General features: G+C 57.8%; 6 protein-coding genes and 1 riboswitch. Of the genes, 1 reads left to right on the top strand and 5 read right to left on the bottom strand.

The features are described from left to right. Positions 1 to 54: 54 nt before the first annotated feature. Positions 55 to 161, bottom strand: a riboswitch (TPP riboswitch). A 160-nt stretch (positions 162 to 321) separates the two neighbouring features. Further along, complete coding sequence (locus AC3B5Q_RS23425; protein WP_021783855.1) at positions 322 to 1755, top strand: TolC family outer membrane protein; 1434 nt, start codon at positions 322 to 324, stop codon at positions 1753 to 1755. A 130-nt stretch (positions 1756 to 1885) separates the two neighbouring features. Here AC3B5Q_RS23425 and AC3B5Q_RS23430 read toward each other — a convergent pair whose 3' ends face one another. The 5 genes from AC3B5Q_RS23430 to AC3B5Q_RS23450 all read right to left on the bottom strand — a co-directional run bounded on the left by AC3B5Q_RS23430 (position 1886) and on the right by AC3B5Q_RS23450 (position 12907). Further along, positions 1886 to 7240 carry an SPM autocatalytic domain-containing protein gene (locus tag AC3B5Q_RS23430; RefSeq protein WP_521759108.1) on the bottom strand — a complete coding sequence of 1785 codons (5355 nt, stop codon included), beginning with the start codon at positions 7238 to 7240 and terminating at the stop codon, positions 1886 to 1888. A 77-nt stretch (positions 7241 to 7317) separates the two neighbouring features. After that, a complete protein-coding gene (locus tag AC3B5Q_RS23435; protein WP_146048236.1) occupies positions 7318 to 7971 on the bottom strand; it encodes a hypothetical protein in 654 nt (217 codons plus the stop codon). A 326-nt stretch (positions 7972 to 8297) separates the two neighbouring features. Continuing rightward, positions 8298 to 9104, bottom strand: coding sequence for a hypothetical protein (locus AC3B5Q_RS23440; RefSeq protein ID WP_392525998.1), 807 nt, complete (start codon positions 9102 to 9104; stop codon positions 8298 to 8300). Between the two features lie 243 nt (positions 9105 to 9347). Next, complete coding sequence (locus tag AC3B5Q_RS23445) at positions 9348 to 10766, bottom strand: HlyD family type I secretion periplasmic adaptor subunit (RefSeq protein ID WP_488392757.1); 1419 nt, start codon at positions 10764 to 10766, stop codon at positions 9348 to 9350. Then, positions 10763 to 12907, bottom strand: a complete 2145-nt coding sequence (locus AC3B5Q_RS23450; RefSeq protein WP_488392758.1) for a type I secretion system permease/ATPase — start codon at positions 12905 to 12907, stop codon at positions 10763 to 10765. The genes AC3B5Q_RS23445 and AC3B5Q_RS23450 overlap by 4 nt, the downstream gene beginning before the upstream one ends. Positions 12908 to 12987: the final 80 nt, after the last annotated feature.

Here is a 12987-nt window from a genome sequence, read left to right on the forward strand (position 1 = left end):
TGAAGCTGTATGCAGCTGTGACAATCCCGGACCTGGCACAAGAGGCTCCCCGGGAAGGTGAGCAATCTTGTTCCCTACGCAGGCGCTAACCTGATCAGGTTCAACGGGATCCGCACCTCTGCGATCTCAGCCTTTGCTTCAAGGCACCCCGACAAGAACATGCGCAGTCTAGACTGGAGTGGTCAGCAAAGCCAAGCAGGTAAATGCGCGGATGATGAAAGGCACACCGAGCGATTGTTGCCGGGTGCGCATGGCACTACACTGGCCCATCGCTCGATACTCAACAGTTCAGTAATTAAATTTCGTACAAGGATTGCCTCTATGCTGCGCAAACTCTCACTGGCGATAGCCGTGTCTTGTGCGTCCAACGGAGTGGTCTGGGCAGCGGACGTGCCCTCGACAGTCAAGACCGATCTGGTCAGCGTCTACCAGGAGGCAGTGGACAACAACGCCGACCTGGCTGCCGCACGCGCCGATTACGGGGCGCGCCGCGAAGTGGTGCCGCAGGCCCGCGCCGGGTTGCTGCCAAACCTGTCGGCCGGTGCCGAGATGATGAACACCCGCACCAAGCTGGACGAGCCGTCCATGACGTCCAATCGCAGCGGCAACTCCTGGAGCGCGACCTTGGCTCAGCCGATCTTCCGCGCTGATCGCTGGTTCCAGTTGCAAGCCGCCGAAGCCGTCAACGAACAGGCAGCACTGGAGCTGTCGGCGACCGAGCAAAACCTGATCCTGCAAACCGCGCAAAACTACTTCGCCGTCCTCCGCGCCCAGGACAACCTGGCCGCCACCAAGGCAGAGGAAGCGGCCTTCAAGCGCCAGCTGGATCAGTCCAACGAGCGTTTCGACGTGGGCCTTTCGGACAAGACCGACGTGCTGCAATCCCAAGCCAGTTATGACACTGCACGCGCTAACCGGATCATCGCCGAACGCCAGGTGCAGGATGCCTTCGAGGCCCTGGTGACCCTGACCAACCGTGAGTACACCTCTATCCAGGGCGTAGTACATAGCCTGCCGGTACAAGTGCCAACGCCCAACGATGCCAAAGCCTGGGTCGAAACCGCCGGGCGCCAGAACCTCAACCTGCTGGCCACCAACTACGCGGTTTCTGCCGCAGAAGAGACCCTGCGTCAGCGCAAGGCCGGGCATGCCCCGACCCTGGACGCCGTGGCCAAGTACCAGAAGGGTGACAACGACAGCCTTGGCTTTACCAACCCATCGCAACTGGGGGTGCGCTACAGCGGCGACGTCGAGCAGACCAGCGTTGGCCTGCAACTGAATATCCCGATCTACAGCGGCGGCCTGACCAGCTCGCAGGTACGCGAGGCTTACCAGCGCCTGAGCCAGAGCGAGCAACAGCGTGAAAGCCTGCGCCGCCAGGTCGTGGAAAACACCCGCAACCTGCACCGCGCAGTGAACACCGATGTGGAACAGGTACAGGCGCGCAAGCAGTCGATCATTTCCAACCAGAGCGCGCTGGAAGCCACCGAAATCGGCTACCAGGTCGGTACCCGCAACATCGTCGACGTGCTTGATGCCCAGCGCCAGCTGTATACCTCGGTGCGCGACTACAACAATAGCCGTTACGACTACATTCTCGACAACCTGAGCCTGAAGCAGGCAGCCGGCACCCTGAGCCCGCAAGACCTGCAGGACCTGAAGCGCTACCTGAAACCTGACTACAACCCGGACAAGGACTTCCTGCCACCGGACCTGGCGGCAGCAGCGGCCAAGAACTTCGAGCGCAGGCCTTGAGATAGGGGCTGGACTCTTCGCGGGCTTGCCCGCTCCCACACGGTGCCAGGCCTGAAGGCATGATGCACCTGTGGGAGCTGGCTCGCTGGCGATAGGCCTCCAAAATCACTCCAGCCCTGAACGACAACGTCTAGGCGGCTACGGCAATCGTCGAGTTGATGCGTTGAACCGACATATCACCAATTAGCGCAGGCCCCGCAGGTTCAGGGGCGAACGCAGCCATTGCATCAACAAGATTCCCCAGGTTCGGTAGCGAGTGCTCGACAGCAAACAGCGACGCCCCTGCGGAAAGGGCTGAAACCTCTGGCACGGCAACCGCTTCAGATGTGACCATTGCCGGCTGCGCAAAGATAAAGTCCTCCGCTGTCACCTGCGCAACTCCGAGCGCATCCAGGTACAGCATCTTCACAATACCTTCCTGCCCCGGCACTGCCTGAGTATCAACGGCTACACCGTGGATCTGCGCAAAGTCATTGAGTTTGAAGCGCTGGACTTTGCTGACGTGCAGATCCTCGAAGCGACTGATGCCTACCTGGGTCAGGTCAATCTTGTCGATACCGTGTCGGAACCCCCGAAGGGTGTTCTTGTAATCGCTCACACCTTCTTGTTTTGTCACCAGAAACACGCTGGGCGCAACCGTCGGCGGGGAATATATCGTGCCTGCCAACGAAGCCACCAACTGCCCGGATGCGTCACTGGCAAGCGACACGCCACCTGCACCACCGGTAAGCAGAACATTTGCGCTGACAGGCGGGGTCGTCTGCTCTTCAGGGCTGCCCTCGAAATAACCTGGTGCAGCGGTGAAAGCGTCAAGGAAACGGAAGTTCGCTGACCGCAGTTCAGCAATCGTAGTGTCCGCAATCGTCAGCTTCTGCCCACTGCCAAGGTCGAGCACAGTCGAATTGCCGTCCTGTTGCATCTGCAAGTCAGCAAACCCTGAACCACCAAAGCCGACCAGGTCGATCACCTCACGCGAAGTCTCGAACTGCTTGAGTACATCGTTACCGCTTGCACGCCTGTGGATGACAAAGCGGTCGGTACCCTCACCCCCCTTGAGGAGATTGTACCCACGGCCACCATCCAGTAATGCCCCGGCGGGCCCGGCAATCAAGGTATCGTCGCCATCACCACTGATAAGGTTTTGCACCGAGCCAGGGGTTATGGTGAGCGCCGCACCGGCAATACTGGCGCTGCCGCTGGCCAGATCCACCGAGATACTGCGACTTACTGCAGCCGCGTTCAACGTATTGCGCCCGCCAGCGGTGCCGCTGATGGCATCGTCAAGCTTCGCGCGCCCTGGGTTTTCTGCCACCAGGTTCGCGTAGTCGTCGGTGAAGTAATAGACATCATCGGTGGTGCCGGGGCTGCCGACGAGGCGCAGCGTCCAGCGATCAAGCGTTAACGGTAAGCCAGCAACAGCATTACGCACCTCGAGTTTCCACTCCCCAGCCGAGCGCTCTGCGCGATGATGGGTCGACATGAACCCATATTTGAACGCCCCTGAACGCGAATCGCCCAGATCGTCATCACCAGAGCCCGGCGCCTTGCCTGTGCGATCGAGCAGTACGCTGCGCGTGCCGCCAGGCGACACCAGCGTGAGCGTCATGTCGCCAAGGCGGCCGACCATCGAGTGGACATCGACCTCCACATGCTCCACCAGCAAATTAGCCGGCAGGGTCAAAGACAAAGTCGCAACCTGTCCCGCCGCAACCTGTTGAGCCACTGGTGCACTGCTGGCTGTCAGCAGCCGCTCATTGGCCTTGGTCGCCCGGCTCCCCCAGGACTCGGCAAGGCGCACCGCGGCGCGGGCGTCGATCATGCCAAAGCCATAGTCGTGGCTGGCGTGCATGCCACCGCCATTCCAATTGCGCCCTGCGTTGTAAGCCCATTGGGTTGATGCGTCATCCACTTTGCGCGCAGACAGTGCGAGGATCTGCTGAACATCCCGGTAACCCAACCCCGGGTTGGCCTGCAACATCAACGCCACCACGCCTGAGACGATCGGCGCGGCGAAACTGGTGCCCTGAGTCGTGCTGTAGGCGCTGCCGACCGACGCACCGCGCTCCGCTTCAAGGCTGACGCCACTGGATAAAACATGGCTCCCCGGTGCAGCGACCAGCAAGCTGGAACCTGGATTGGAAAAGGGTGCCGTGGCAGCTTGCAGTACCGAGAGGTCTGCCTTTGCATTGATGGCCGCCACTTCAATGGCGTGGCGGTTGTTGTTGGTCAGCGAGCCCTGTGCATTACCGCCTTTATGGCGCTGGTTGCCACCAGAGGCGACGACGATGGTGCCTAGCCCGCCACGGCCGTTGGTGGCGGCAAGCGTAGTGCTGAATGCCAGCGCCAGAGCAGTATCGACTTTTCCTTCTGGAACATTTGTGAGTCCGAAGTCCGTTTTGAAACCCCAACTGTTGTTGGCTATGTCGTAGTTGACCATTTGCCCCAGATTGGTCAGGTCATCGCCTTTGTTGGCCAGGTAGTGCCCGCCGATCTTCGCCTCATATGCGATGCCGATCCCTCCTTGATCATTGCGCGCGCCAACCATGACCCCAGCCACTTGAGTGGCGTGATTGGACGCCAGAGCGGGCAGCGTGCCATTAGTGCGTTGAGTTTGTAGCCAGATAGGATCGATATTCGGCTTGAGATCGGGGTGCCCGATGTCGAAGATTTCCGGTGCCACGGCAAACTCCCCACCCGGCTCGAACTGCCCTATCCTCACCCCCTTGCCCGTGAAGTCACGCCATACCGGCGCGACATTGATCTCGTCCAGGTACCACTGCCGCCCCGACAGCGGGTCAGCGGGGGATTGTTCATGGCGCAACGTTACCGTTGCCCGCAAGGGTGCTGATGCAGCACTGCCCACTTCGGTCACACTCATGGACGCATTGCCGGCAGCATCGACCAAGTCGTAGCGGAAACTGACATCACCGTCATGGCCTGGCAACGGCGTGACCTCCACATCACCCTGCTCATTCAGCCGCACTGTTGCACCCTTGCCAGCGCTGACTGAGGCGATGCGCAATGGCCCGCTGCTGCCAAGTGGCTGGTCATTGCCCAGCAGCGCCGTTGCAGGGACTATCAGCGCCGTGTCAGTGGTGGCGAATGTAGCCAGTTGCTCAGGCGAGAGCCTGTCGCCGATTGGCATGGCGCCCCCGCCGAGAAGATCGATGGCAGCAATGTCGGCGAAGCTGAGTTTCTGGATGTTGCTCAAGCTCAGACGGCCATCTCGTCCCGCCACGGTGTCGGTGATCAGGTGGCCCGATTCGGTACGTGTGATCAGGTACTCGTCGTGAGCACCATGCAAACTGACCAAGTTGGTGCCCGCGCCTCCGTCGATCGTGGCATCGCCGCGTCCGGCCTCGATCACGTCATCGGCAGCACCGCCCGTAATCTGATCAGCGCCACCACCGGCGTAAATGATACTTCCGCCCGCCGAGGCCCGGATGCGATCCCCCTTGGGGCCCGCATAGATCACCGACTTGCCGGTACCACCAATGATGTCGTTACGGCCCGTACCGCCAACCAGCACATCGTTGCCGCCACCGCCAATCAGCAAGCTGTCGCCCGAGCCGCCCTTTATGAAAACTCCGCGTTGACCGCCGCTGGCGATGATGTCCTTACCCCGCCCGCCTTGCGCAATTGTCAGCCCGGCCTTGGCCATGTTCAGCCCAACGCCATGCTCCCCCACGATCAGTGCCGTGTCGCGCCCACCATTGCCCTGCATGTTCGCCCAATCGTCGCTGGCACTGATCACGAATACATCGTCGCCCGCCCCGCCGTGATAGGTGTTGCTGCCACCGCCACCAACCAGCCAACTGCCCCCTGGGGCCGCGGTCAAGACATCATCGCCCGCGCTGCCGTACAGCGTCTGTACGCCGAGCGCTGCGGCGTCCAGCGTGCTGCCTTGAGCACTCTGGCTGATGTAGGCCCTTCGGGAAGTGGGCCCGCTTGACGAAGTCAGTAGAGTGCCACCCTCCTGGGCCTCGATCCGATTACCGACGGTATCGGCGAGAAACCTCACCGCCAGTACTTCCCGGTCCTCACCATTAACAGTGAAAGCGCCTCGGGAAATGACCTCGTTACCCTGACGCACCTCTCCTACCGGCTCGACCTGGCCGAGCCTGATCTGGCTAATGCCATGCTCCTGCAATGCCCTCAGCTCACCGGCATCGGCACGCCCGTCATGGTTGCCATCGACCCACACCTTCAATTGCGCCCAGATGGCGTCTTCAACGTTGATGACGCCATCGGCGTTGGCGTCGACACTTGCCAGGGCGGCGAAGCCATCCTTGAACGGTGTTTCACCAGAGCTGCCGTCGCTGCCTGCCTTGCCGCCGTAGTATTCGGAGAACAGCTGGCTGACGTTGCTCACCTGGCCGGTACCGTTGTCATGCACCAGCATGCCGGTCAGCCGGTCTGCCCAGCCGGTGCGGCGCAGTGAACCACTGTTATCGATATCGAACAGTACGCCTTCCTCGATACCCGTCAGACCAACGCCCTTGCCGCTGAGGTCGAGCAAGAGCGGGTCGACAAACGTGTTCACCGTGGTCATTGCTGCCAACCCGTTGAGTACCACGGCATTGCGCAGGCTGAAATCCGGTTGTTCATTGCCATCACGATAGAACTGAGCCAGATGCTGATTGGGTCGCACGTTGGGGTCGATCTGCAGCTCGCCAGGGCGAACACCACCGGTGGCCAAACTGCCCAACTGAGCGGAGGTGAAGTCGGTGTTGTCGAGGGTGCTGTCGGTGAATGCGATACTGTGGGTCAGGCGACGATCGACGTAGCCGTTGGAGACGTCATTGCGGATATCGTCCTGGCCTTGGAGGTCGCGGCGGGATTCGGTTGTGGGGGTGATTTCGATGTTCAAGGATGGATCTATAGCCCCAGGGTTCTCGGAATCTACGAGCTCGGAGATCACACTGGCCAAGCCATTTCCCGCAACTTCTCCTATTGAATAAAGAAACGATGCAATGGCGGTCGGCGAATCAATACGAGATTTCCAGTACTTGGCCATGCCACGCATATCATCCGGTGCCACTACAGTGCTATAAGCCATTCTACTATCAGTCTGAATGGACAACAAAAACTCACTACCCGGGCTTCCCGCCGCATCCAGTACCTTTTTCCAATATGACTCACGATGCTCCGGATGGGTTAACTCAAACACAGAATTCAAAGTCCAGGCATCTTTCGACCTACCCAAGCTTTTAAATACGTCACTATGGAAATCCCAAACCTCCATATGATTTGGATCACCATCTAACGCACCATCCATCACCCTGCGCTCTTGAAGCTCCAAATAAGCTCTCCCCATTTCCAATCTTACTTCTTCAACATCTGCCTCACTCATGGGGCGCCCGGCATCCGCCTCAGTTCGTTTCATGAAATTTATAGCAGCCAACCCTGCTATGGAGTTCCCTTTAGCAACGCCATTGGCAAGTACGGAATATCGATCCCCCTTCATAGCCATGTAGTCATACATATCACCAACACCTTTGGACTCAAAAATGCTACGTGCAGCCGCTATATCCTCTTTGGTCAACCCCGACATTTGCCACCTCATCTTCTGCTATTGATTAAAAAATCGACCACTGAGCGCCTCACTTCCAACCACCGCATTAACTTATCAGGGCGCATTATCACCTTGACGAGTACGTCTCCAAACACTACAAATGTCATTCTGCACGAATAGTAATTCGGCACTTTCGGGCGCCAGCTGCAATACCCCACAGCAGCCAAGTCATCGAGCTCACCCTGCCAATAGATAAGCTTCTTGTGATTTTCAAAAATCGTGTCACGCGCCTCTACACGATAGAGGCTGCTTGACTCATCGTACTCAGCAAGCGTTATTGTTTCTGCTGGGCTTTTCCGCAAAAGAAACTCGAGTTGACGCCGTAAATCCCCCTCTCTTGCAGTTATCGGGGCCACTGCGACCAACAGCCCCTCATGCTCCAAGCCCTGCCGGAACACTAAACTGTCATCCGCCGGCTCGAGCTCTGGCCAGGTCATTGACAAAAATACAGATACCAGGTTTGCGTCACAGCCTTTTTTGTTATAAATAAAGCCAGGATCAAAAGAGCTTTTTCCCTCATATTCTGGCCAAAATGGAAAGTACAACCTAGAGAACTTGTACACTTCCCCTGAAATTCTGCCGCACACGAAAGGATCAAACTTTACCCCCCCTGGCTTCCAAGGTTCGCTTTTCCAAGCCACAACTATTATCACCAGCACGGGAGTCAACAAGAGTACAGCGGAGCAAAGCCTCAAAAAACTCCAAACCCATAGGAAAAACAAACATGGTATTTTTCTCATAATGACTTAGCGCTCCTTCAAGCTTTCTCGGACATGCAACCAAAAGAGGGCAGAATCTAACTTTGATCATTTCCCTTCTCCTTGCCTTACACCTCGCCTTGCAATTCTTCAATTCTATTAAACACACACCTCAACTCACCCCGCAAAAAATCAACACTCACAAGAGCCTGCCCTCTTATCACGCTAAGCCTGACGCGCCTCTTCCACATCGGACATTTCCATCCTGATCATTTATCGACCCGATACCTCGCAGCATTCATGAAAAACTCACCCACTGCCAAAGCAATGTTATGCCACTCCCCAAACCTCTCCCATAAAAACTCCACATTAACAATTGCATCCCCGCCGGGTATCAAAAACTTCAAATAGCAACGCGAGTAATTGGCCTTGGGTTCCACCCAGTTGCAATAACCGATGTATTGCATGCGTCCCTTGGCCTCCAGCCAGAAAAAGCCCTTGCGCCGATTAGGAAATTCACTATCAACACCCTCGAGAAAATTTAGTCCGAGATCTTCGTTCAGCTTGCTAGCCTTAACTAGAGCCGCGGGTGTTTCACGAAGATAATGCTGGAGCTTTTTTCTCAACCCTGCTTCCCCATGCAGCCAAGGCCCAATTGCGACCGATATCCCATCAAAGCGAAAAGACGTCGCCTCACCGTAAGAGACGGGCTGCATCTCCGGCCAACTCATTGCCATATAGAGTGACGCCAAGTTTGCACCACAGCCTTTTTTTATATTTATAAATACCGGCTCCCAAGAACTCTTGCCCTCATCCTCAGGCCAATAGATCACATACCTCCTAGGGAGCTCATAAACAACACCCGAGACCTTTCCACACACCATTGGATTAGGGGTCGTCAGCTTCTTCGGCGCCCAAGTCGGGGCAATAACAATGGAGACCAACAACCACACCACACTTAGCAACAACAACAATTTGCTAGAACCCCACAGCACCAAACCAAATCTTCTACACAGCGCAATTAGCTTTCCGAACAGCACCTTCACAAAGAGAAAGATATACCTGAAACTAATCATCACCCCTCCCTAGAGCCAGACTGCCCATATCAGGCACTAAGCAAACTGCGCTTCAGACAACGCATAAACTTTTCCAAAATTTCTTTCGCACAACACGGAAGTGCTGCTCCCAGCCCCAAACGCATCTGAACCACCGAGACCGACAGCACAGCAACTCGCCATGCCAGCCAATATTATTGCACTACAGATCCGCAGTAAGCTCCAAGCCGCCCTATATACAATGCACGCATTTTTATATTTCATTTATCGCTCCTTCAGACTTTCCTTTGCATGCCGCTGCAGGGGACTCAAGAAGAAACTGATAACCCTGCGCCTATCCACAATCACTTCTGCACGCACAGCCATGCCCGCCGTCAACGGCAAGTCGTTATCCCCTACGCGCAAAGCTTCCTTGGCCAACTTGATTCGAGCGCTATACAAAAGACCGTGCCTATCATCCTCAATGGCATCATCGGAAATACTCTCCACCACCCCCGGTACAACGCCATACCTGGTAAAGGTGAATGTCTCGATCTTCACTTCCACGTGCTGCCCCGGAAAAACAAAGCCGATATCTTTGTTCTCGACTTTCACTTCCACTTCCACCGGCTCGCCCGTCGGCACAATGACCATCAGTGTCTGCGCGGGTGTAACCACCCCGCCCTGTGTATGGATCGCCAACTGCTGGACGGTGCCGTCAACGGGGGATGTCAGTACCTTGAGGCGATGCCGCTGCTCGGCCTTGTTCAACTCCTGCTCAAGGGTTGCAATGCGCCGTTGCGCCTCACCGTGAAGATCGAGCATGGCTCTGCGCAGTTGGGCAATGGCACCGCTGCGGCGGTGCTGAGCAGCAAGCCGTGCAGCGTTCAGTTCGTCGATGCGCGAGCGCTGGAGTGCCAGTTCGCGTTCCTGCTCCAGGCGGGCCTGCTCCTTTTCCAGGTAGGTGTGCTTGGCCACGGCCGATTCGCTGAACAACAGCTTGTAATCCGCCGTCAGTTGGCGGGTGATCACCAACAGTTGCCGGAGCGCGTCAGCCCGGCCCTGGGCGGAACGGATTTCGGCAGCGCGTTGACCGATTTCGGCATCGGCCTGTTCCAGCGTGGCCTGCAACTCCAGGTATTGCCCCTCCAGCCAGCGCTGCGCGCCTGCCTGCTGCGCGGCCGTGGCCTGCGGTATCAATGGTGCCAGGGAGGCAGGTGCCACATCGCTGTCCAGCGCACTCAGCAGTGTGCTGGCGCGGGCCTGGTCGATCTGTGCAGCCAGCAGTTCGCTGCCCAGGCGCTTGATGTCAGCCTCGGTCAACTGCCCTTCCAGCTCGACCAGCACATCGCCTTTGCGCACCGGCTGGCCATCGACGACGTGGATCGACTGCACCACCGCGACCTCGCTGGCCTGTATCAACTTGCTCCTGCCACTGGGCACGATCTTGCCTTCGGCACTGGCGATGACATCGATCTCACCGATGCAAGCCCAGGCGAGCGCCAGCCCGATGAACATCAGCAGGCTCCACTGCAGGTAGCGCGGCAAGGGATGCACTGGCGTTTCCTGCAAGGACAGTGCCGCAGGTAAAAAGGCCAGTTCGTCGGGCTCACGTACGGGGCCGTCCATGCTCCGGCGCTTTCGCCATGCCGTTATCCACGCATCCCGGTAGCGCTCGGCAAGGTCCTTGAACGCCACACTCATACGGCGGCCCCGAGCTGCAGTTGATGCAGGTAGGCATAGGTGCCCTGTGGATAACCCAGCAGCTCATCATGAGTCCCTTGCTCGATGATCTGCCCACGCTCCATGACCACGATGCGGTCGGCATGGCGTACTGCCGAGAGCCGATGGGCAATGATGATGACCGTGCGCTGCGCGCAAATCCGCGCCATGTTTTGCTGGATGATCCGTTCGGACTCATAGTCCAGTGCACTGGTGGCTTCGTCGAAAATGAGGATGCGTGGGTTGCCGAACAGCGCTCGGGCGATGGCTATGCGCTGTCGCTGCCCACCCGACAGGCTGGCGCCGTGCTCACCAATCAGGGTTTCGTAGCCATCCGGTAATTCGAGGATGAACTCGTGAGCACCCGCCAGCGTCGCTGCGGCGATCACTTCTTCAAGCGGTGCCGCTGGGTTGCCGAGGGCAATGTTCTCGCGCACGGTGCGCCGGAAAAGCACGTTGTCCTGCAACACCACACCGATCTGCCGACGCAGTGACGCCACATCGGCTACCGCCAGGTCAGCACCGTCGAGCAGTACCCGCCCCCGCTCGGGTGAGTACAGCCGCTGAATCAAGCGTGTCAGCGTGCTCTTGCCTGACCCCGAGCGACCTACAATGCCTATCACTTCTCCGGCGGCGATCTTCAGGCTGACGTCGCGCACGACTTCGCCCCCGTCCGGCCGATAGCGAAAACACACACGATCGAGCTCGATCTGCCCGACAAGTGTGGGCAGCACCGTGCCCTTGCCTTGGTTGACCTCGGTACGGGTGTTGAGAATGTCACCCAGGCGTTGAATCGATACCCCTGTCTGCTGGAAGCTGGTCCAGAGTTGGGCCAGGCGGATGATGGGCTGCGACACGCGCCCTGCGAGCATGTTGAAGGCGATCAGCTCGCCCACCGTGAGTGCGCCTTCGATGACCAGCCGGGCCCCCAGCCACAAGGTGGCTACCGTGACCAGCTTGCCGATCAGGCCGACGCTTTCATTGGCGAGACTTGAAAGGTTCTGGGTCTTGAAACTGGCAGATACATAAGCGGCCAACTGATCATTCCAGCGCCGGGTCACCTGAGGTTCCACGGCCATCGACTTCAGTGTGTCGATGCCGTTGACCGCCTCGACCAGAAAGGCCTGGTTCTCGGCGCCGCGCTGGAAGCTTTGATCAATCAACGCCCGCAGTAGCGGAGTAACGACCAGGGATACGAGAAAATAGAAAGGCAGCGAGCCAACGACGACCAGCGTCAACCATCCGCTATAGAGGAACATGACAGCGATGAAGACCACCGAGAACAGCACATCCAGCACTAGCGTGATGCTGTTGTTGGTCAGGAAACTTCTGATGTTCTCCAGTTCTCGCACTCGGGCAACCGAGTCACCGACTCGCCTGGCGTGAAAATAGGCGGTGGGAAGATCGATCAAATGCCTGAACAGTTTTGCACCCAGTTCGACATCGATTCTTGACGCTGTATGAGCTGCCACATAGGTACGCAACCCACTCAGCAATGTTTCAAACAGAACGACGACCAATAAACCCAAGGCGATAACATCCAGCGTGGTCAAACCGCGATGCACCAGGACTTTGTCCATTACCACCTGAAAGAACAAAGGCGTCAGCAAAGCCAGTATCTGAATGACCAGGGAAACCACGAGCACTTCGCCAAATAGCCGCCTGTACTTCACCAGGGCAGGAATGAACCAGGTAAAGTCGAAGCGTGACAGCCCGAGGGGCAACTGGGCATCGGAGCGAACCAGAATGAGTTCTCCCGACCAGCGCACCACCAGTTCCGCGAAGGTCAGCGCTTGCGGCGCGCGGGAATGGGGGTCCTGCACCAGAACCTTCTCGCCCTCCACGCGCGCGATGATGAAGTATTCACCACGCGTATCCACTGCAATAGCGGGCAAGGGCGTCTGCTGCAGCCGGGCCGGATCGACGCTGCGGTGTCTGGCCTTGAGGCCAAGTTGCTGAAATGCCCGAAGTAGTGTGCAGGTAGAGAAACGCTCACCCGCTGCTGCATGATCGTGCTGCAACTGCTCGGCAGAGACGGCAACACCATGGTAACGCGCCAGCGTGATAAGACACACCAGCCCACTTTCAATAGTGTTGGCATTGCCATCAGATAAATCAGCCATCACGCCACCTCTTATGAAAACCGGACATGAGGCGATACTAGCCCGAAGCAATAGGACAAACGTCCTACAAGCTTCCGACA

It is taken from the genome of Pseudomonas sp. D5(2026) (assembly GCF_057766845.1).

Coding starts and splice junctions, on each gene's coding strand:
- AC3B5Q_RS23425 (WP_021783855.1), top strand. CDS start 322: ATGCTGCGCAAACTCTCACTGGCGATAGCCGTGTCTTGTGCGTCCAAC.
- AC3B5Q_RS23430 (WP_521759108.1), bottom strand. CDS start 7,240: ATGTATGACTACATGGCTATGAAGGGGGATCGATATTCCGTACTTGCC.
- AC3B5Q_RS23440 (WP_392525998.1), bottom strand. CDS start 9,104: ATGATTAGTTTCAGGTATATCTTTCTCTTTGTGAAGGTGCTGTTCGGA.
- AC3B5Q_RS23445 (WP_488392757.1), bottom strand. CDS start 10,766: ATGAGTGTGGCGTTCAAGGACCTTGCCGAGCGCTACCGGGATGCGTGG.
- AC3B5Q_RS23450 (WP_488392758.1), bottom strand. CDS start 12,907: ATGGCTGATTTATCTGATGGCAATGCCAACACTATTGAAAGTGGGCTG.